18 protein-coding genes and 2 tRNA genes are annotated in these 19,978 nt (G+C 74.8%); 11 read left to right on the forward strand and 9 right to left on the reverse strand.

Going from position 1 to position 19,978, the window contains the following annotated elements; all coding sequences use genetic code 11:
- The first annotated feature begins 58 nt into the window (after positions 1-58).
- Genes AB6N23_RS01675 through AB6N23_RS01690 form a run of 4 tightly spaced genes read left to right on the forward strand, consistent with a single transcriptional unit; the run spans position 59 to position 4,351 of the window.
- Positions 59-895 carry a transporter substrate-binding domain-containing protein gene (locus AB6N23_RS01675; protein ID WP_412864132.1) on the forward strand — a complete coding sequence of 279 codons (837 nt, stop codon included), beginning with the start codon at positions 59-61 and terminating at the stop codon, positions 893-895.
- On the forward strand, positions 895-1,716 hold the full coding sequence (locus tag AB6N23_RS01680; protein WP_412864134.1) for an amino acid ABC transporter permease: 822 nt from the start codon (positions 895-897) through the stop codon (positions 1,714-1,716). The genes AB6N23_RS01675 and AB6N23_RS01680 overlap by 1 nt, the downstream gene beginning before the upstream one ends.
- Entirely contained in the window at positions 1,713-2,504 is a 792-nt protein-coding gene (locus AB6N23_RS01685) for an amino acid ABC transporter ATP-binding protein (RefSeq protein ID WP_412864136.1), read from the forward strand. The genes AB6N23_RS01680 and AB6N23_RS01685 overlap by 4 nt, the downstream gene beginning before the upstream one ends.
- Before the next feature lie 38 nt (positions 2,505-2,542).
- Positions 2,543-4,351 carry an AMP-dependent synthetase/ligase gene (locus tag AB6N23_RS01690; protein ID WP_412864138.1) on the forward strand — a complete coding sequence of 603 codons (1,809 nt, stop codon included), beginning with the start codon at positions 2,543-2,545 and terminating at the stop codon, positions 4,349-4,351.
- 99 nt (positions 4,352-4,450) lie between these two features.
- Here the strand turns inward: AB6N23_RS01690 and AB6N23_RS01695 are convergent, their stop codons facing one another.
- The 7 genes from AB6N23_RS01695 to AB6N23_RS01725 all read right to left on the reverse strand — a co-directional run bounded on the left by AB6N23_RS01695 (position 4,451) and on the right by AB6N23_RS01725 (position 11,035).
- Positions 4,451-5,647 (reverse strand): baeRF2 domain-containing protein, encoded by a 1,197-nt coding sequence (locus AB6N23_RS01695; protein WP_412864140.1) that lies wholly within the window; start codon positions 5,645-5,647, stop codon positions 4,451-4,453.
- Between the two features lie 142 nt (positions 5,648-5,789).
- Positions 5,790-6,143 (reverse strand): chorismate mutase, encoded by a 354-nt coding sequence (locus tag AB6N23_RS01700; protein ID WP_412864142.1) that lies wholly within the window; start codon positions 6,141-6,143, stop codon positions 5,790-5,792.
- Entirely contained in the window at positions 6,140-7,417 is a 1,278-nt protein-coding gene (gene clpX, locus AB6N23_RS01705) for an ATP-dependent Clp protease ATP-binding subunit ClpX (protein WP_378208082.1), read from the reverse strand. The genes AB6N23_RS01700 and clpX overlap by 4 nt, the downstream gene beginning before the upstream one ends.
- 245 nt (positions 7,418-7,662) lie before the next feature.
- Positions 7,663-8,361, reverse strand: coding sequence for an ATP-dependent Clp protease proteolytic subunit (locus AB6N23_RS01710; RefSeq protein ID WP_412864144.1), 699 nt, complete (start codon positions 8,359-8,361; stop codon positions 7,663-7,665).
- 40 nt (positions 8,362-8,401) lie between these two features.
- Positions 8,402-9,046 (reverse strand): ATP-dependent Clp protease proteolytic subunit, encoded by a 645-nt coding sequence (locus AB6N23_RS01715; protein WP_412864146.1) that lies wholly within the window; start codon positions 9,044-9,046, stop codon positions 8,402-8,404.
- A 278-nt stretch (positions 9,047-9,324) separates the two neighbouring features.
- Positions 9,325-10,722: a trigger factor gene (gene tig, locus AB6N23_RS01720; RefSeq protein WP_412864148.1), complete on the reverse strand. Its 1,398-nt coding sequence runs from the start codon at positions 10,720-10,722 to the stop codon at positions 9,325-9,327.
- 239 nt (positions 10,723-10,961) lie between these two features.
- Positions 10,962-11,035: transfer RNA gene (locus AB6N23_RS01725), tRNA-Pro, on the reverse strand.
- Positions 11,036-11,196: 161 nt separating this feature from the next.
- On the opposite strand from AB6N23_RS01725, the gene AB6N23_RS01730 reads away from it, so the two are divergent.
- Positions 11,197-11,267 (forward strand) — tRNA-Gly (locus AB6N23_RS01730).
- On the opposite strand, the gene AB6N23_RS01735 is transcribed toward AB6N23_RS01730, so the two are convergent.
- Positions 11,239-12,687, reverse strand: coding sequence for a flavin monoamine oxidase family protein (locus AB6N23_RS01735; protein ID WP_412864150.1), 1,449 nt, complete (start codon positions 12,685-12,687; stop codon positions 11,239-11,241). The two genes, AB6N23_RS01730 and AB6N23_RS01735, sit on opposite strands and share 29 nt — an antisense overlap.
- 208 nt (positions 12,688-12,895) lie before the next feature.
- On the opposite strand from AB6N23_RS01735, the gene AB6N23_RS01740 reads away from it, so the two are divergent.
- From AB6N23_RS01740 to epsC, 3 genes are all read left to right on the forward strand, one after another.
- Positions 12,896-13,543 (forward strand): SGNH/GDSL hydrolase family protein, encoded by a 648-nt coding sequence (locus tag AB6N23_RS01740; RefSeq protein ID WP_412864152.1) that lies wholly within the window; start codon positions 12,896-12,898, stop codon positions 13,541-13,543.
- A gap of 438 nt (positions 13,544-13,981) precedes the next feature.
- Complete coding sequence (gene cysK, locus AB6N23_RS01745; RefSeq protein WP_412864154.1) at positions 13,982-14,917, forward strand: cysteine synthase A; 936 nt, start codon at positions 13,982-13,984, stop codon at positions 14,915-14,917.
- 84 nt (positions 14,918-15,001) lie between these two features.
- The gene (gene epsC, locus AB6N23_RS01750; protein ID WP_412864156.1) at positions 15,002-15,586 is read left to right on the forward strand and encodes a serine O-acetyltransferase EpsC; all 585 of its coding nucleotides are present in this window, start codon (positions 15,002-15,004) and stop codon (positions 15,584-15,586) included.
- A 394-nt stretch (positions 15,587-15,980) separates the two neighbouring features.
- On the opposite strand, the gene AB6N23_RS01755 is transcribed toward epsC, so the two are convergent.
- Positions 15,981-16,307 carry a hypothetical protein gene (locus AB6N23_RS01755; protein ID WP_412864158.1) on the reverse strand — a complete coding sequence of 109 codons (327 nt, stop codon included), beginning with the start codon at positions 16,305-16,307 and terminating at the stop codon, positions 15,981-15,983.
- Positions 16,308-17,432: 1,125 nt separating this feature from the next.
- On the opposite strand from AB6N23_RS01755, the gene AB6N23_RS01760 reads away from it, so the two are divergent.
- The 3 genes from AB6N23_RS01760 to AB6N23_RS01770 all read left to right on the forward strand — a co-directional run bounded on the left by AB6N23_RS01760 (position 17,433) and on the right by AB6N23_RS01770 (position 19,974).
- Positions 17,433-17,786: a GntR family transcriptional regulator gene (locus tag AB6N23_RS01760; protein WP_412864160.1), complete on the forward strand. Its 354-nt coding sequence runs from the start codon at positions 17,433-17,435 to the stop codon at positions 17,784-17,786.
- On the forward strand, positions 17,783-18,778 hold the full coding sequence (locus tag AB6N23_RS01765; RefSeq protein ID WP_412864162.1) for a DUF1648 domain-containing protein: 996 nt from the start codon (positions 17,783-17,785) through the stop codon (positions 18,776-18,778). The genes AB6N23_RS01760 and AB6N23_RS01765 overlap by 4 nt, the downstream gene beginning before the upstream one ends.
- Positions 18,779-18,858: 80 nt before the next feature.
- Positions 18,859-19,974, forward strand: coding sequence for an LLM class F420-dependent oxidoreductase (locus AB6N23_RS01770; protein ID WP_412864164.1), 1,116 nt, complete (start codon positions 18,859-18,861; stop codon positions 19,972-19,974).
- The last annotated feature ends 4 nt before the right edge of the window (positions 19,975-19,978 follow it).

Below are 19,978 nucleotides of genomic sequence, written 5' to 3' on the forward strand. Positions count from 1 at the left end.
CCGCATAGGCATGCTGGGCGACGTATAGTCATCCGCGCTCCAGCACGGAAGGAACACCATGCGTCACCTCATCCGCACGTCCGCCGTCGCGGCCGTCGCCGTCCTCGCCCTCGGTGCCTGCTCCGGCGGCTCGGGCTCCGACGAGCCGGATCCCGCCGCCACGGCGGCCGGCGGCGTCGAGCTCGTGCAGGCCGGCTCGCTCACCGTCTGCACCAACCCGCCGTACGAGCCCTTCGAGTACGAGGAGGACGGCGAGATCGTCGGCCTCGACATGGCGCTCACCGGCGAGATCGCGGCTGACCTCGGCGTCGAGCTCCGGCCGCTGAACACCGGCTTCGACGCGATCGAGTCGGGTGCGGCGCTCAACGCGCGGCAGTGCGACGTCGTCGCCTCGGCCATAACCATCACCGACGGTCGCAAGCAGAACATCGACTTCACCGACCCGTACTTCGACGCCGACCAGGGCGTCCTCGTCGCCGAGGGCACGACCGTCGCGTCCGAGGACGACCTCGAGGGCCTCACGCTCGGGGTGCAGCAGGCGACGACGGGCGCCGACTGGGTGACCGAGCAGGGCCTGACCGGCACGCAGTTCGAGGACCTGGGCCTGCAGGTCCAGTCGCTGCGCAACGGCCAGGTCGACGCGGTCGTCAACGACGTGACGGTCCTCGAGCCGTTCGAGGGCGACGGCCTCACCGTCGCGTACGTCATCACGACCGGCGAGCAGTACGGGTTCGGCGTGCGCAAGGGCAACACCGCGCTGCTCGAGGCCGCGAACGAGACGCTCGCCCGGGTCACGCAGGACGGCACGTACGACGCGCTGGTCGCCGAGTACTTCGGCACCGCCGGCTCGGACGCGTCGGCCGAGCCCACGGCGTCGGCCGAGCCCACCGACTGATGTCCGTCGACCTCTCGGCCGCCGCCGGCCGGGCTCGCACGAGCCCGCGCCGGCGGGCGCGCGTCGCGCGCGGCGTGCAGTACGCCGTGCTGCTGGCCGTCCTGGGCCTGCTGGTCGCGACGGCCGACTGGGGCACGGTCGGGCAGACGATCTTCAACCCCGCCGCGGCGGGCGAGATCCTCGACCGCCTCCCCCGGGCGTTCTACAACACCGTCCGGTACACGCTCGCCGCGTTCGCGGTGGGTCTGAGCCTGGGCACGCTGCTGGCGCTCATGCGGCTGTCGTCGGTCGCGCCGTACCGCTGGATCGCCACGACGTACGTGGAGTTCTTCCGCGGGATCCCGGCGCTGCTCGTCGTCATCGCGGTCGCGTACGCGGTGCCGATCGCGTTCGGCGTCGCGTTCACGTCGATCGTCGCCATCGCGGCCATCGCGCTCGGCTCGGTGTCGGCGGCGTACATCTCGGAGACCGTCCGGGCCGGGGTCGAGTCCGTCCCGCGGGGGCAGGTCGAGGCGGCGCGCTCCCTCGGCATGTCGCACACCCGCACGATGCTGCAGGTCGTCCTGCCGCAGGCCTTCCGCACCGTCCTGCCGCCGCTCACCAACGAGGTGCTGCTCCTGACGAAGGACACCTCGCTGCTGTTCGTCGTCGGCCAGACACCCGAGTTCTTCGAGCTGACGAAGGTCGGCCGCGACGCCCTCTCGACCGCGTCCGGGGGCCTCACGGGCCTGTTCGTCATCGGGGCCTGCTACCTGATCATCACCATCCCGCTCGGCCTGGTCGCACGCCGGCTCGAGCGGCGCACCGGAGGCCGCGCATGACCGCCGACACCACCCGGCCCGTCGTCGCCATCCGCGACCTGCGCAAGTCGTTCGGCGAGCGGGAGGTGCTGCGCGGCATCGACGTGCAGGTGCGCGCCGGCGAGGTCGTGTGCGTCATCGGGCCCTCCGGCTCGGGCAAGTCGACGCTGCTGCGCTGCGTCAACCTCCTCGAGCAGCCGACGTCCGGGACGATCGAGCTGCTCGGCGCCGAGGTCACCGACCCCGACGTCGACATCGACCGCGTGCGGACGCACGTCGGCATGGTCTTCCAGCAGTTCAACCTGTTCAGCCACCGCACCGTCCTCGACAACTGCACGATGGCGCAGCGCACCGTGCTGCGCCGCAGCCGGGCCGAGGCCGAGCGCGTCGCCCTGGCGAACCTCGAGCGGGTCGGCCTCGCGGACCGGGCGCAGGCCATGCCGTCCCAGCTCTCCGGCGGCCAGCAGCAGCGCGTCGCCATCGCGCGCGCGCTGTCGATGGACCCGCAGCTCATGCTCTTCGACGAGCCGACGTCGGCCCTCGACCCCGAGCTCGTCGGCGACGTCCTCGGCGTCATGCGCGACCTCGCCGACGCCGGCATGACGATGCTCGTCGTGACGCACGAGATGGCGTTCGCGCGCGAGGTCGGCGACCGGGTGGTGTTCATGGACGACGGGCAGGTCGTCGAGGACGGGCCGGCCGACCAGGTCGTCGGCGCGCCGCGCGAGGCCCGCACGCAGGCGTTCCTGCAGCGTGTGCTCGACCCCACGCACCGGCACGACACGTCGGGCACGTCGCCGCAGGTCTAGGGTCGACAGCGTCCACCGCCGCCGTCCCGGAGCCGACGATGCGAGAGTTCCACTCCCCCGCCCTGGTCCCCGCCGACCCCGGCGCGTCGATCCCGTCGATGCTCGCCGACCGGCTCGCCCGCGACCCGCGAGGCGTGTTCGCCGAGCGGCAGACCGGTTTCGGGGGCGCGTGGCAGCCCGTCACCGTGCAGGCGTTCGTCGCCGAGGTGACGGCCGTCGCCAAGGGGCTCGTCGCGTCGGGCGTGCAGCCGGGCGACCGCGTCGCCATCATGTCCCGCACGCGGTACGAGTGGACGCTCGTCGACTTCGCCGTGTGGGCGGCCGGCGGCGTCGGCGTGCCGGTGTACGAGACGTCGTCGGCGGAGCAGGTGCGCTGGATCGCCTCCGACGCGGGCGTGCGGACGGCCGTCGTCGAGACGCCCGCGCACGCGGCGGTGGTCGCGCAGGTGCGGGACGACCTGCCGGACCTCACCGAGGTGCTCGTCCTCGACGAGGGCGCGCTCACGACGCTCGTGCAGCGCGGCGCCGACGTGACGGACGAGGAGGTCGAGCGCCGCTGGCGCGCCACGCGCGCGGCCGACCTCGCCACGGTCATCTACACGTCCGGCACCACGGGGCGGCCGAAGGGCGTCGAGCTCACGCACGGCAACTTCGTCGAGCTCACCCGCAACGGCGCCGTCGGCCTCGCGGAGGTCGTCTCCACGCCCACGTCCCGGACGCTGCTGTTCATGCCGCTCGCGCACGTGTTCGCGCGGTTCATCGAGGTGCTCTGCGTGACGTCGGGCGCCGTGCTGGGCCACACGCCCGACACGCGCAACCTCCTGCCCGACCTCGCGTCGTTCCGGCCGACGTTCGTGCTGGCGGTGCCGCGGGTGTTCGAGAAGGTCTACAACGCGGCCGAGCAGAAGGCCGGCACGGGTGCGCGCCTGCGGCTGTTCCGGTGGGCCGCGAAGGTCGCGATCGCGCACTCCCGCGCCCGCGACACGGCGGGCGGCCCGAGCGCCGCGCTCACGGCGCAGCACCGGCTCGCCGGCGCCCTCGTGCACAAGCGGCTGCGGGAGGCGCTCGGCGGACGTGCCGAGTACGCCGTGTCCGGCGGCGCGCCGCTCGGCGAGCGGCTCGGCCACTTCTACCGCGGCATCGGGGTGCACGTGCTGGAGGGCTACGGCCTCACGGAGACCTCCGCCGCGACGGCCGTCAACCGGCCCGAGCTCACGAAGATCGGCACCGTGGGTCCCGCATACCCGGGCACCGCGCTGCGCGTCGACGACGACGGCGCGATCTGGGTGCAGGGGCCGCACGTCTTCCGCGGCTACCGGAACCAGCCGGAGGCGACCGCCGAGGCGCTCGTCGACGGGTGGTTCCGCACCGGCGACCTCGGGACGCTCGACGAGGACGGCTACCTGCGGATCACGGGACGCAGCAAGGAGATCATCGTGACGGCCGGCGGCAAGAACGTCGCCCCCGCCGTGCTCGAGGACCGGCTGCGCGGCCACCCGCTCGTCAGCCAGGTCGTGGTCGTCGGCGACCAGCGGCCGTTCATCGGCGCGCTCGTCACGCTCGACGCGGAGATGCTGCCCGGATGGCTGACGACGCACGGGCTGCCGCCCATGGACGTCGTCGCGGCGTCGACGCACCCGCAGGTGCTCGAGGCCCTCGACCGGGCCGTCGACCGCGCCAACGAGGCCGTCTCGCGCGCGGAGTCGATCCGCAAGATCCGCGTGCTGACCACGGACTTCACCGAGGCGAACGGCTACCTGACGCCGTCGCTCAAGGTGAAGCGCGCGAAGGTGCTCGCCGACCTGGCGGCCGACGTGGACGCGCTGTACGTCGACACGCGGCACTGAGCCGCCCGGCGGCGCCCCGCACGCTCCGGCGGGACGCACCGACGACGACGGCGCCGGCCCGGTGAGGGCCGGCGCCGTCGTCGGGTCACGCCGTCGTCGTCAGAGGACGTTGTGCACCCGCCGGCTGTCCGCCGACTGGCTGAGCACCGACTCCCGCGGCGTCGACTCGTCGCGCCACCGCAGGATCGCGCCGACGCCGTCGACGAGCTCGACCGCGCCGTCGTCGGCGAACGTCAGGCCGGCGTCCTGCCCGACCGCCGCGCGCACGAGCGCCACGTCGGCCGGCATCTGCCGCGCCGCGTCCGTGACGCCGATCGCCGCGAGGTCGTCCTTGCTGACGGCCAGCTCCAGCGGACCGTCGCCGACCCACAGCCGGCGGTCGGCCAGCGGCCCCGGGCTGCCGGCGGCCGGCTCCCCCAGCACGAGCTCGGACACCTGACCGCGCTGCAGGACGGCCACGACGTCGGCGAGCGACGTCACCGCGTCCTCGCCGCGGCCCTGCTCCTGCCGGAACAGGTCGAGGACGGACTCCCGCCGGCGCACGCGGTGCTCGGCCAGCACGCCGTCGATGCGCTCCTGGAACGCCTCCTCGTTGACGCCCTCGGCCCGGGACCCGCCGGGGACCTCGACGAGCACCTCGCGGACCTCCTGACCGACCGCGTCCTTGAGCAGCGCGACCGCCCGGACGTCGCCGGTGAGGATCACGAGCTCCGGCTTGCGCTCGGTCACCTGGCGGTCGAGGTCGGCCGCCACCGTGTCGACGTTGCGCTCCCAGGAGTCCTGCACGCGCTGCTGCCAGCGGCGGTGCGCCCAGCCGCCGCCACCGACCTTGTGCATCTCGTCGTGGTCGCCCTCGACCGTCTCGGTGACGTCGGCGAGCAGGCCGGAGCCGTCGGTCCAGGTGTAGTCCGCACCCTGCCGGTTCACCTCGACGAGCAGGAACCGCGTCGACTCGTCGGCCGCGCGCGCCGCCGCCAGCAGGAGCGGGACCGAGCCGCAGGCCGCCGTCGACTGCGCGGGCGGCTCCGTGAGCACCCGGTCGACGAGGACCTCCTGCGCGTCCGCGACGAGCACCCGGCCGTGCGGGCCCGGCACGTGCGTCGGGCGCGCCACGAGGTCGTCGATCGCGGCGAGCACCGCCTCCGGCGACCCGTCGCGCTCGAGCTGGCGCCGCAGCGCCTTCCAGCGGGTCTGCACGTCCGCCGCCCCGGTCGCGTCGTCACGCGTGGCGTCGAGGTACACGGTCGTGAAGGGCGCCGGGCGCCCGAGCAGCGGCTTGAGCCAGTGCAGGTCCATCAGGCAGGTCTCCTCGCGTCGGCGGGGGTTCCGTCCGGGCGTCGGTGCCCCGGTTCGCCCGAACGGGTCTGACCCCTCCACCTTCCGTCACGCCCGCCGGGCCCGCCACCGCGCGGACCGGACCCGTCGCGGCGGCACGCCGTCAGGCGTGCCCCACGCTCGCGTCCTGCGCCGTCGCCTGCGTGCCGGCCTGCGCGTGGCCCTGCGCGATGGCCTCGTGGTGGCGGATGACCTCCTCGACGATGAACGCGAGGAACTTCTCCGCGAAGACCGGGTCGAGGTCGGCGTCCTGCGCGAGCGCGCGCAGACGGGCCACCTGGGCGGCCTCGCGGCCGGCGTCGGACGGCGGCAGCTCGAGCCGTGCCTTGAGCACGCCGACCTGCTGCGTCGCCTTGAAGCGCTCGGCCAGCAGGTGCACGAGGGCCGCGTCGATGTTGTCGATGCTGCTGCGCAGCCGCGCGAGCTCCGGCGGGACGGGCCCGGGCAGGTCGCTCACGCGCTCTTCTCGCGCGGCGTGCGCTTGTCCCGGCCGACCTCGCGCGGGACGAGCGTCGGGTTGACGTTGTCGAGCACGACGTCGCGGCTGATGACGACGCGGGCGACGTCGTCGCGCGACGGCACCTCGAACATCACCTGCTGGAGGACCTCCTCCATGATCGCCCGCAGACCGCGCGCACCGGTGCCGCGCAGCAGCGCCTGGTCCGCGATCGCCGCGACGGCGTCGTCCTCGAACGCGAGCTCGACGCCGTCGATCGCGAACATCCGCTGGTACTGCTTGATCAGCGCGTTGCGCGGCTCGGTGAGGATGCGCACGAGCGCCGTCTGGTCGAGCGGCGACACGGTCGTGATCACGGGGACGCGGCCGATGAACTCGGGGATGAGCCCGAACTTCAGCAGGTCCTCCGGCATGACGTCGCCGTAGACGTCCTTGTCGTCGGCCGTGTGCAGCGGTGCGCCGAACCCGATGCCCCGGCGGCCGGCGCGCGACGTGATGATCTCGTCGAGGCCCGCGAACGCGCCCGCGACGATGAACAGCACGTTCGTCGTGTCGATCTGGATGAACTCCTGGTGCGGGTGCTTGCGCCCGCCCTGCGGCGGCACCGACGCCGTCGTGCCCTCGAGGATCTTCAGCAGCGCCTGCTGCACGCCCTCGCCGGACACGTCGCGCGTGATCGACGGGTTCTCGCTCTTGCGGGCGATCTTGTCGATCTCGTCGATGTAGATGATCCCCGACTCGGCCTTCTTGACGTCGTAGTCCGCGGCCTGGATGAGCTTGAGGAGGATGTTCTCGACGTCCTCGCCGACGTAGCCCGCCTCGGTGAGGGCCGTGGCGTCGGCGATGGCGAACGGCACGTTCAGCATCTTCGCGAGCGTCTGCGCCAGGTACGTCTTGCCGCAGCCCGTGGGACCGATCAGCAGGATGTTCGACTTGGCGATCTCGACGTGCTCCTCGCCGGCGACGCGGGCGCCCTCTCCGGCCTGGATGCGCTTGTAGTGGTTGTACACCGCCACGGCGAGCGACCGCTTGGCCGGCTCCTGCCCGACGATGTACTGCTCGAGGAACTCGAAGATCTCCTTCGGCTTCGGCAGCTCGACCATGCCGACCTCGGTGGCCTCGGCGAGCTCCTCCTCGATGATCTCGTTGCACAGCTCGATGCACTCGTCGCAGATGTACACGCCCGGGCCCGCGATGAGCTTCTTGACCTGCTTCTGGGACTTGCCGCAGAAGGAGCACTTGAGGAGGTCAGCCCCGTCCCCGATCCTCGCCACGTGCGTCCCCTTCCTCGTGTGGCCCCGCCGCGCGGCGGGAGCCGTTGCTCGTTGCGCACCCGCCCCGGGGGCCACGTTCCCCCATTGCACACCACGGGGGGCCTCGTGTCAGCCGAACGGGTCGTGCGCGTCGCGGCGTGTCCCCTGCGACACGCTCGCGTGGCACCGCCGGTCACCCGGTCGGCGCCGTCGTGGCGGACGCACGTCCGGCCCCGACGCGGACGTCGGGGCCGGACGTGCGGGCGTCACTCGGCGGGCTGCACCACCGTGGGCTGCACGCCCTTGCGGCTGGCGAGCACCTGGTCGACGATGCCGTACTCCTTGGCCTGGGCGGCCGTGAGGATCTTGTCGCGCTCGATGTCGATGCGCACCTGCTCGATGTCACGTCCGGTGTGGTGCGCGAGCGCCTGCTCGAGCCACTCGCGGATGCGGATGAGCTCGTTCGCGTGGATCTCGATGTCGGACGCCTGCGCGTAGCCGCCGCCCTCCATCGCGGGCTGGTGGATCAGCACGCGCGCGTTCGGGAGGGCCAGGCGCTTGCCCGGCGAGCCCGCCGCCAGCAGCACCGCCGCGGCCGAGGCCGCCTGCCCGAGGCAGACGGTCTGGATGTGCGGCTTGATGTACTGCATCGTGTCGTAGATCGCCGTCAGCGCGGTGAACGAGCCGCCGGGCGAGTTGATGTACAGCGTGATGTCGCGGTCCGGGTCGGTCGACTCCAGGACCAGCAGCTGCGCCATGACGTCGTCCGCCGACGCGTCGTCCACCTGCACGCCGAGGAAGATGATGCGGTCCTCGAACAGCTTGGTGTACGGGTCCTGGCGCTTGAAGCCGTAGGCCGTGCGCTCCTCGAACTGCGGCAGCACGTAGCGGCCGCTCGGGGAGGCCGGGGCCAGGCCGCCGGCCAGGCGCCCGGCGCGGGCGATGAACTGGGACTCCATGCTCACGAAGGTTCTCCTCGCTGGTTCTCTGCGCGTCGCCGGGCCGTCAGGCCGAGGCCCCGTTGGTGCCGTCGGGGTCCGTGCCGCCGCCGCCCGTGACGGAGCCGGCGCTGGTGACCACGTGGTCGATGAAGCCGTACTCCAGCGCCTCCGGCGCCGTGAACCAGCGGTCACGGTCCGAGTCGGCGTTGATCTGGTCGACGCTCTTGCCGGTCTGCTCGGCGATCAGCTCGGCCAGCACCTTCTTCATGTGCAGGATCAGCTGCGCGTTGATGCGCACGTCGGTGGCCGTGCCGCCGATGCCGCCGGACGGCTGGTGCATCATCACGCGGGCGTGCGGGGTCGCGTAGCGCTTGCCCTTGGCGCCCGAGGAGAGCAGGAACTGCCCCATCGAGGCGGCCATGCCCATCGCGATCGTCGCGACGTCCGGCTTGATGTACTGCATCGTGTCGTAGATCGCCATGCCGGCCGTGATCGACCCGCCCGGCGAGTTGATGTAGAGCCAGATGTCCTTCTCGGGGTCCTCCGCGGCCAGCAGCATCATCTGCGCGCAGATGGCGTTGGCGTTCTCGTCGCGGACCTCGGACCCGAGCCAGATGATCCGCTCGCGGAGCAGACGGTTGTAGATGCTGTCGTTGAGGCCGAGTCCGGCGGACTCCGCCCGGGCGATTGCCGGGACCTGCTCGTTCACGAAGGCTCCTTCGTCTGGCTGCGTCGTGCGGCGGGCCGGGATGCTCGTGCACCTCACCGGCCGTGCGTTGCAGCGACCCTAACGCCCGGACCAGCCGCGACACGTCCCGCCGCCGCGTCGTTTCGCTGTCGGCGCAGCGGCGTCACGGGGATGCCCACCGGGCCGGTCGCCGGGTCGGTCGCCGGGTCGGTCACGGTGTCGGTCGCGCGGTCCGCCGCCGGGACGCACGACGGCCCCGCGACGTGGCGTCGCGGGGCCGTCGGTGCTGCGGGTCGTGCTCAGGCCTTGGCGTCGTCCTGCTCGCCGGCCTCGTCGGCCACCGGCTGCGCCTGCGCGTCCTCGGCGGCGCCCGCCTCGGCCTCGGCCTGCTCGATCGCGGCGTCGTCCTCGTCCGACCCGACGAACTCCGACAGGTCGACCGTGGCGCCGGACTGCTCCGTCACCGTGATGCGGCGCAGCGCGACCGCGAGGGCCTTGGAGCGCGCGACCTCGGCGACCATGGCCGGGATCTGGCCCTGCTCGTCGAGCGTGCGGATGAACGTGTTCGGGTCCATGCCGTACTGGCGCGACGCGTTGACGAGGTAGTCGATGAGCTCGCCCTGGCCGACCTTGACCTCGAGCTGCTCGGCGAGCGTGTCCAGCAGGATCTGGTTGCGCAGCGCGGTCTGCGCCTGCTCCGTCACCTCGGCGCGGTGCTCGTCGTCCTCGAGGCGTCCCTCGCCCTCGAGGTGGCGGTGCACCTCGGCCTCGACGACGCCCGACGGCACGGGGATCTCGACGGCCTCGACCAGCTGCTCGAGCAGCAGGTCACGGGCCTGCACGGCCTGGTTGGACGCCTTGATGCGGGCGGCCTGCTCGCGCAGGTCGGCCGTCAGCTCCTCGAGGGTGTCGAACTCGCTCGCGAGCTGCGCGAACTCGTCGTCGGCCTCGGGCAGCTGGCGCTCCTTGACCGCGGTCGCCGTGACGGAGACCTGCGCCTGCTCGCCCGCGCGCTCGCCGCCGGCCAGCGCCGTCTCGAACGTCGTGGACTCGCCGGCCGACAGGCCGGTCAGGGCCTCGTCGAGGCCCTCGAGCATGTTGCCCGAGCCGATCTGGTAGCTCACGCCGGAGACCTGGTCTACCTGCTCGTCGCCGATCGTGGCAGTCAGGTCGAGGACGACGTAGTCGCCCTCCTGCGCCGGGCGGTCGACGCCGACGAGCGAGCCGAAGCGCTCGCGCAGCGCGTCGAGGCGGCCCTGGACGTCCTCCTCGTCGACGGCGACGTCGTCCACCTGGACGGCGAGGCCGTCGAGCGCGGGCAGCGTGATCTCGGGGCGCACCTCGACCTCGGCGGTGAAGTGCAGCTCGCCCTCCTCGCCCTGCGGCGCGGCGGTCAGGCCGGGGACCTTCGTGACCTGCACGTCGGGCTGGCCCAGCGGGCGCAGCGCGTTCTCGCGGACGGCCTCGGCGTAGAAGCCGGACAGGCCCTCGTTGATGGCGTGCTCCAGCACGGCGGGACGGCCCACGCGCTGGTCGATGATGCGCGGCGGCACCTTGCCCTTGCGGAAGCCCGGCACCGTCACCTGCTCCGCGATGTGCTTGTACGCGTGGTCGATGCTCGGCTTGAGCTCGTCGTACGTCACCTCGACGGTCAGCTTGACCTTGGTCGGCTCCAGGGTCTCGACGGCGCTCTTCACTTCGATGGTCTCCCACTGGTCATGGCCATGCGCCGGCGGGTCCGACGGGCTGGCACGGTCTCGCGCCGGATGGGCGCGCGGTTCGGGCGCTGGTGTCACGGGCGGCTGCGCACCCGGCTCGATCAGCCGGCACCGGCGCACACGCGACCCTCGATGCTACGTCACGGCGCGGACCCGTCCCAAAGCAGCGGCCCCGCGGGAGCGGCCGTGGCCGTCCCCGGCGGGACGCCTCTCCCCGGTCGGGATGGCGGGATTCGAACCCGCGACCTTCCGCTCCCAAAGCGGACGCGCTACCAACCTGCGCCACATCCCGTCGGGCGCACGTCCGTCCGCCCGACGGCGGCGGGAGCCGCGTCGGCGCGCCGGGGCGTGCGCGTCGCGCCCGGCCGCACCCGCTACCCTGGGTGCCGCGGTCCGAGGGCCGCCGGTCCCCGTCACGCGAGTGGCGCGGGCACGGCGACGCGGCGGACCTGCGCGGACGTAGCTCAATGGTAGAGCCCCAGTCTTCCAAACTGGCTACGCGGGTTCGATTCCCGTCGTCCGCTCCCCCGTGCCGGCAGCACCCCACGCAGCGCCTCCGGCACCGTCCCGCGCACCGCCCTCCGCCGGCGCGAGCGCGCGCACGACCTCGTGCGCCGCCCGCCCGCCCGCGGCGACGGCCCCGTCCATGAAGCCCGCGAGCCGGGTCGCGGTCTCCGTGCCGGCCCAGTGCACGGTGCCGACCGGCTCGGTCAGGGCCCGGTGGAGCGGCGCGACCGCCCCGGGGCCGGGTGCGGCGGTGGGTCCGCCGCCGAGCCAGTCCTCCTCCGCCCACCGCTGGTCGACGTACCCGAGCGGCTCGAGCGCGCGGCGGCCGAACAGATCCGCGAGGGAGCGCAGCACGCCCGACCGCCGCTCGGCCGGTCCCGCGCCCTCCCACGCCCGCGCCGCGGGTCCGCCGACGAAGCACAGCAGCACGCCGCGGGACCCGTCGAGCGGGCCGGCGTCGAACGTGATGAACACCGGCCCGTCGTCGCCGACCGTCATGCCGCTCAGCCCCGCGTCACGCCAGAACGGCCTGTCGTAGACGGCGTACGCCTTCGACAGGACGCCCGGCGCCCACCGCTGCGCGAGCCGCCGGTGCACCGCGGGGAGCGGCGGCTCGAACCGGATGCGTCGGCGCAGCCCCGGCGGGACGGCGACGACGACCCGACGCGCGCGCGTGGGTCCGTCGTCCGTGCGGACGGTGACGGCGTCGTCACCGTGGTCGACCCGCAGCACCGGCGCGCCGAGCACGACCGCGCCGGGCCCCAGGTCGCGCGCGACCCGGACGGCGACCTCCTGCGCGCCCTCGACGAAGTGCTGCTCCTGCGCCCCTCCGTGCGTGTCGAGCATCGCGTCGAGCCCGCCCGCCTGGGCGACGTAGTGCAGCACGTGCAGCACGGAGATCTCGGCGGGCTCGCAGCCCCAGGACGTGCGCGCGACCACCGCCATGAGGTCGCGGGTCGCGCGCGTGGCGTGCCGGTCGCGCAGCCAGCCGTCCAGGGTCGAGGCGTCGAGGCGGGCGGCGTCACGCGCGTCGCCGGGCCGGCCGAGCGGCACGGCCCGGCTCGCCCGGCCGAACGCCGCCCGCACGCGCGCGAGGTCGGCGAGGGCCGCGGGGCCGACGGGCGGGATCGTGGCGCGGTAGCGCCGGACGCCGCCGCGCCACCGCAGCAGGTTGTCGCCCGCCTCGTACGTCGGGCGGCGGCGGACGCCCACCGCGTCGGCGAGCGCCGTGACGTGCTCGTGGTCCGGCCCGACGAACGTGCCGCCGAGGTCGACGTGCGCGCCCGCGACGGTCGTCGAGAGCACCCGGCCACCGACCCGGTCGAGGGCCTCGAGCACGCGCACGGTGACGCCGTGGCCCTGCAGCACGCGCGCGGCCGTCAGGCCCGACAGGCCCGCGCCCACCACCACGACGTCCACGTCGACGGTCCCGGCCACGCTCGCCCCCTCGCGACGGCGTCCGACGGCGGCCCCGGGTCCCACGACGGGCCCCGGTTCCCCGGCACCCGAGTCTCCCACCGGCGGGGCGGGAGGGACAGGACCGCGGGCAGGCAGCCGGGCCCCTCGCCGGTCGGGCGGCGGCTACGCCCGGCGGCCGCCCGGGTGGACTTCCGCACCCGGGCCGGGCGTGGTGGGGTGGACGCCCGTGACGACGACGTTCCTCCTCCCCGGCGACCGCGTGCTCCTGACCGGCGACTCGATCACCGACTGGGGGCGCGACCGCGCGGACCCGGCCAGCCTGGGCCACGGGTACGCGGGCATCGTCGCGGCGCTGGCCGGCGCGCGGCTGCCGGAGCACGACCTGACCTTCCTCAACCGGGGCGTCGGCGGGGACACCGCGCGGATGCTCCGCGACCGGTGGGACGTCGACGGCCTTGCGCTCGAGCCGACGGTCGTGTCGGTGCTGGTCGGCGTCAACGACACGTGGCGCCGGTTCACCGAGGGCACGGTCACCACCGCCGACGAGTACGAGGAGCACCTGCGCGCCGTCCTCGCCTCCGCCCGCGAGCGGCTCGACGCGCGACTGGTCCTCGTCGAGCCGTTCGTCGTGCCCGTGACGCCGCAGCAGCACCTGTGGCGGCCGGACCTCGACCCGCGCATCGCGGTCGTGCGCCGGCTCGCCGCCGAGCTGCGCGCCGTGCTCGTGCCCGCCGACGGGCTGCTCGCGGCCGCCGCGGTGCGCACGTCGCCCGCGCGGTGGGCGTACGACGGCGTGCACCCGACGCCCGCAGGGCACGGCCTGCTCGCCGAGGCGTGGCTGCGCGCGGTCGGCGCCGGACCGCAGGCGTCCTGACGGGCGACGCTCCGCGGACGACCTTTGCGGGCACGTCGTGCGCCCGCTACGGTCGCCCCGGACCGGCGTGCACGTGCGCCGGCGTCCACGGACGACACCGGGACGGGTGCGCTGCACCGGTCCCCACCCCGACGAGGAGAGCGATGAGCGCGCACCACGCCGCTGCCGCCCCCGTCGTGCGCGCCCTCGCGGCGTGTTGTCGCTGTCGGTAGAGCGCTGGCTGCTCGCGCGCCGACCGGGCGCGCACCGCACCCGCACCACCGCGCGCCAGCGCTCGCCCCGGCAGGCCGTCGTCCGGCACCCGGACCGTTCCTCCCGCACCATGGGACCGACCGGCGCGCGGCCTGCACCCCCGCACCCGCGTCGCGGCGACCCCGCGACCCGCAGCCCGCACCGTCCCCCACTGCCGCCCGCGGCGGCACCGACCGAAGAGGAACCATGGCACGCATCTACGAGGACGCGACCGCGCTCGTCGGCAACACCCCGCTGGTCCGCATCAACAAGCTCACCGAGGGTGCCGGCGCGACCGTCGTCGGCAAGCTCGAGTTCTACAACCCGGCCAACTCCGTCAAGGACCGCATCGGCGTCGCGATCATCGACGCGGCCGAGAAGTCGGGCGACCTGAAGCCGGGCGGCACGATCGTCGAGGCCACCTCCGGCAACACGGGCATCGCGCTCGCGTTCGTCGGTGCGGCGCGCGGCTACGACGTCGTGCTGACGATGCCGGAGACGATGTCGAAGGAGCGCCGCGCGCTGCTGCGCGCGTTCGGCGCCGAGCTCATCCTCACGCCGGGCTCCGAGGGCATGAAGGGCGCCGTCAACCGCGCGAACGAGATCGTCGCGGAGCGCCCCGGCGCGATCCTCGCGCGGCAGTTCGCGAACGACGCGAACCCCGAGGTGCACCGCCGCACGACGGCCGAGGAGATCTGGGCCGACACGGACGGCGAGGTCGACATCCTCGTCGCCGGCATCGGCACGGGCGGCACCATCACCGGCGTCGGGCAGGTGCTCAAGGAGCGCAAGCCGGGCGTGCAGGTCGTGGGCGTCGAGCCGGCCGAGTCGCCGATCCTCAACGGCGGCGCCCCCGGCCCGCACAAGATCCAGGGCATCGGCGCGAACTTCGTGCCCGACATCCTCGACACGTCCGTGTACGACGAGATCGTCGACGTCGACGCCGAGACGGCCGTCGCGTGGGCGCGCCGCGCCGCGCGCGAGGAGGGCCTGCTCGTCGGCATCTCGTCCGGCGCGGCGCTGTACGCGGCCGCCGAGCTGGCCAAGCGCCCGGAGAACGCCGGCAAGCTGATCGTCACGATCATCCCGTCGTTCGGCGAGCGCTACCTCACGTCGGTGCTGTACGCCGACCTGCTCGACTGACACCGCCGCCCGGCCGCCGTCGCACGACGGCGGCCGGGCGTCGTCATCCCGCGCCCCCACGCGAACCCCGGCGACGGAGCACCCATGCGACACCTGACCGACTTCCTGCGCGTGCTGCGCGACGACCTCGACGCGGCGCACGGCCACGACCCCGCGGCCCGGTCGCGCCTGGAGGTCGCGCTGGGCTACCCGGGCGTGCACGCGATCTGGGTGTACCGGCTGGCGCACCGCATGTGGCAGGTCGTGCCCCTGCGCCTGCCGGCGCGGCTGCTCTCGCAGGCGGCGCGCGCGCTGACCGGCGTCGAGATCCATCCCGGCGCGCGCATCGGGGCGCGCCTGTTCATCGACCACGGCATGGGCGTGGTCGTCGGGGAGACCGCGGAGGTCGGGGACGACGTCGTCCTCTTCCACGGGTCCACGCTCGGCGGCAAGACGATGAAGCGGGGCAAGCGGCACCCCACCCTGGGCGACCGCGTGGTGGTGGGCGCCGGCGCGAAGGTGCTCGGCCCCGTCTGGGTCGGCGACGGCGCGCAGGTCGGCGCCAACGCGGTCGTCATCACGGACGTCCCCGCGGGGGCGATCGCCGTCGGCGTGCCGGCACAGGTGCGCCGACGCCCGGCGTCGGCACCGTTCGACGCCGAGGTCGACGACCCCGCCATCTACATCTGACCGCCTGCGAGGCCGCGCACGCCGGCGAGGTCGCGGGTTCCCTACGAGGTCGCGGGTTCGAGCCCGCGACCTCGCGCGGTTCCCGCGACCTCGCGGGATCGCTGCGAGGTCATGCGTGCGTCGCGGAGTCGCGCGTCCCCGGTGAGGGCACGCGCTCCTGCAGGTCACGCGTCCCCGCCAGGTCACGCGTCCCCAGTGAGCTCACGGGTCCCCGCCAGGTCACGCGTCCCCGGTGAGGTCATGCGTTCCTGCCGGGTCACCAGTTCCCCGCCGTGTCGCGTGGCCTCAGCGAGGTCGTGGGTTCCTGCGAAGTCGCGGATCTCTGACGAGCTCGCGGGTCCGAACACGCGAACTCGCGCGGTTCCCGCGACCTCGCGCCCGGGCCCGTGGCGCGTCACGCCGTCAGCAGCGGACGTCGACGGACCACCGGACGCAGGGCCGGGGCGGCGCTGACGACTCGCGCGACGAGCTCCTCGGGCCGCGCGCAGTCGTCGGCCGTCACGCGCAGCACCGTCCAGCCGGCCTCGACGAGCGCGTCGTGCCGCTGCTTCTCGCGGTAGAGGTCCTCGGGCGTCGCGTACTTGCCGCGGCCGTCGTACTCCAGCAGCAGACGCGCACCCGGCCAGCCGAGGTCGGCCCAGACTTGTCCGCGTCGGGTCTCGACCGGCAGCTGCGTGGTGGGAGCCGGCGTCCCGCCGCCAGCAGGACCGCGCGCAGCCACGTCTCCCCGGCGGACTCCGCGCCGCCGTCCGCGAGCGCGAGCACCTCGCGCGCCCGTCGGGCCCCCGCCGCCCGTCGCACCGCCGCAGCGCGGCCGCCAGCTCCTCCGGCGAGCACCCGGCACGCAGCGCGGCGTCCGCGACCACGAGCGCCGGCAGGCCGGCCAGTGCGCGGGCGCAGTCGACGGCGGTCCGCGCGAGCGTGGTGACGGGCAGACCGTGCACCACGGTGCGCTCGTCGGCGTCCAGCTGCGCGGTGTGCCGGACGACGGTCGCGTCGTGCTCGCCGCAGCCGCGGTGCCGCTGGAGCAGATGGGTCCGCAGCGGCGGCCGCCACGTGGGCAGCCCCCACAGCAGCGCCGCCGACTCGTGGCTGAAGCAGTGCTCCTGCGCGACGCGGTCGTGCACCGCGCGGACGCGTCCGAGCGCGAGCGCGCGCGGGTCCGCGGCGACGTCGGCCACGAGGTACGCGCCTCTCCCCACGCGGACCCACCGACCGGACGCAACGGCGAGCCGGACGGCACCGGGCGCGTGGTCGCGGGCCATGATCAGCGGCGGCGGCGTGGGCGGGACGGGACGACGGATCGAGGGGCGGCTGGACATCCCGGCAGCCTGCGCGGCGCACCCCTCCACGGTGCTGGATCGCGCCCGTGCTGGGGACGGCCCACGCCGGACACGGGGCTGTGGTCGTCCGGCGGCGAGGGCCACGCCCACCGCGCCCGATCGCGGGCAGCGTGTGACCACGGAAGCACGGGAGTCGCGAGACCGCGCCGACTCGCGGGGTCGGTGCAACGCGGCGGGAGGCCCTCGCGGCCGCGAGCATTCGGCGAGGTCGCGAGGACCGTGCGAGGTCGCAGGCATCATGCGACGTGGCGAAGACCGTGCGAGGTCGCAGGCATCCTGCGCGGTCGCGGCATTCCGCGAGGTCGCGGGCGCCGTATGAGGTCGCGGGCAGGGTACGAGGTCGCGGGACCTTGCGAGGTCGCGGGGATCCTGCCAGGTCGCGGCGGTCGTGCGAGGTCGCGGGCTGGAGGCCGCGACCTCGACGGGGACCCGCGACCTGGTGGTGCGAGCCGTGGCGAGACGGCCAGTTGTTATACATGTTGTGTAACTAGTAGGGTGGGCACGTGCTCTTCCGCATCGACACCTCCTCCGGCGACCCGCTGTACGCCCAGCTCGCCGCGCAGGTCCGCTCCGGCGTCGCCCGGGGTGAGCTGCGCGCCGGGGAGCGGCTCCCCTCCGCCCGTGAGCTGGCGGCCTCGCTCGACGTCAACCTGCACACCGTGCTGCACGCCTACCAGGACCTGCGCGACGAGGGCGTGATCGAGCTGCACCGCGGACGCGGTGCCGTCGTCGCGGCCCGCGCGGGCACCGACCTCACCGACCTGCACACCGCCGTCGAACGCGTCGCGCAGGTCGCCCGCCGGCTCGGCGTCGCGCCGGAGACCGTCACGACCCTCGTCAAGGAGGCCCTGCGATGACCGCACCCCGCACCCCCGCGCCCGACCGCCACCGCCTCGCCACGGTGCTGCTCTGCGGCGTCGTGCCGCTCGCCGTGGTCGGCACCTCGACGGCCGTCGCCCTGTCGTGGGCCCCGGAGCTGCCGGACCCGGTCGCGATCCACTGGGGCCCGTCCGGCGTCGACGGCTACGGCTCGCTCCCGGGGATCGTGCTCGGGACCGCCGCGATCGCGCTCGGCGTCGCCGCCGCGGCGCTGGTCCTCGCGCTCGTCGTCGGCCGGCAGGCCTCGGTCCGGCGCATGTCGGCAGGGCTCGCGACGGGTCTGGCCGTCGGGCTGTCGGCGCTGGTCCTCGGCGTGCTGCACGCGCAGCGCGGCCTCGCGGACGCCGGCGCGGTCGGCGACGTGGGCGGCGCCGTCGGGCTCATGATCGCCGGCGGGCTCGTCGCCGGCGCGCTCGCCGCCTGGGTCACCCCGGGCGACCGGCCGCGGCCGGCCGAGGCGCCCGTCGCCGTCGACGCCCCGCGCGTCGCGCTGGCCGAGCACGAGCGCGCCGCGTGGGCACGGACCGCGTCGGGGCGCCCCGGCCTGGTCATCGGCGGCGCCGCCACCGCCCTCGTCGCGGTCCTCGCCGTGGCGCTGCACCTGCCCGCGCTGTGGCTGCTGGTCGTCGCCCTGGTGGCGCTGCTCGGCTCCATGACGGTCTTCCGCGTGCGGGTCGACGCCACGGGTCTCACGGCCCGGTCGGCGCTCGGCTGGCCGACGCTGCGCGTCCCGCTCGACGAGGTCGAGGAGGCGCGCGCCACCACCGTGGACCCGCTCGCCGAGTTCGGCGGCTGGGGCTACCGGGTGGGGGTCGGCGGGCGCGTGGGCGTCGTGCTGCGCCGCGGTGAGGCCCTCGAGGTGCGGCGCACCGGCGAGCGGGTGACCGTCGTCACCGTGGACGACGCCGCGACGGCGGCCGCGCTGCTCAACACGCTGGCGGACCGCTCACGACGGGCTACCCGCGGGTAACGTGGCCGCTCGTGCGCGACCGGACGGTCGCGCACGCACCGGCCGACGGGCCGGGCGTCGACGGCGACGGAGGAGCACGGATGCGACTCGGCTACCACACCGGCTACTGGTCCGCGGGGCCGCCGCCCGGTGCGCAGGAGGCCGTGCGCGCCGCCGACGAGCTCGGCCTCGACTCGGTGTGGACCGCCGAGGCGTACGGGTCGGACGCCCTCACCCCGCTGGCCTGGTGGGGCGCGGGCACGCGCCGCGTCCGTCTCGGCACGGCCATCGCACAGATCTCCGCCCGGACGCCGACGGCCGCCGCGATGGCCGCGCTCACGCTCGACCACCTGAGCGGCGGGCGCTTCGTGCTCGGCCTGGGCGCCTCCGGGCCGCAGGTCGTCGAGGGCTGGTACGGGCAGCCGTACCCCCGGCCGCTCGCGCGCACGCGCGAGTACGTCGCGGTCGTCCGCCAGGTCCTCGCGCGCGAGGCTCCCGTGCGCCTCGACGGGGACTTCTACCGCCTGCCGCTGCCCGCCGACGAGGGCGCGGGCCTCGGCAAGGCGCTGCGGTCGACCGTGCACCCGCTGCGCGCCGACCTGCCGATCCACCTCGCCGCCGAGGGACCGAGGAACGTGTCGCTCGCGGCGGAGGTCGCGGACGGCTGGCTGCCGCTGTTCTACTCCCCGCGCATGGACGCCGAGTACCGGACCCGGCTCGCCGACGGCTTCGCCCGGCGCGACGGCCGGCTGCGACCGGCGGAGCAGTTCGAGGTCGTCGCGACCGTGCCGGTCGTGCTCGCCGGGTCCGTCGAGGAGGCGGCCGACGCGGTGCGCCCGTTCGTCGCGCTGTACGCGGGCGGCATGGGCGCCAAGGGCGCGAACTTCCACCGCGACGTGCTCGACCGGCTCGGCTACGGCGAGGCGTGCGACGAGGTGCAGGCGCACTTCCTCGCGGGCGACCGGGCACGCGCGGCGGCGGCCGTGCCGACCGAGCTCGTGCAGGACGTGGCCCTGGTGGGCACCGAGGCCGACGTGCGCGCGCAGCTGCCGGCGTGGCGGTCGACCGCGGTGACGACCGTGCTCGCGCAGGCGGACCCGCGCACGCTGCCGCGCATCGCGGCGCTGCTCGCCGCCGACGCGACCGGGGGCGCGGCGACGGACCGACCGGTCGGCGACCGCACGGCCGACGGCGCGACCGGCGGCCCGCAGGCCTGAGCGC

This window comes from Cellulomonas pasadenensis (assembly GCF_047229365.1).
GTDB lineage: Bacteria > Actinomycetota > Actinomycetes > Actinomycetales > Cellulomonadaceae > Cellulomonas.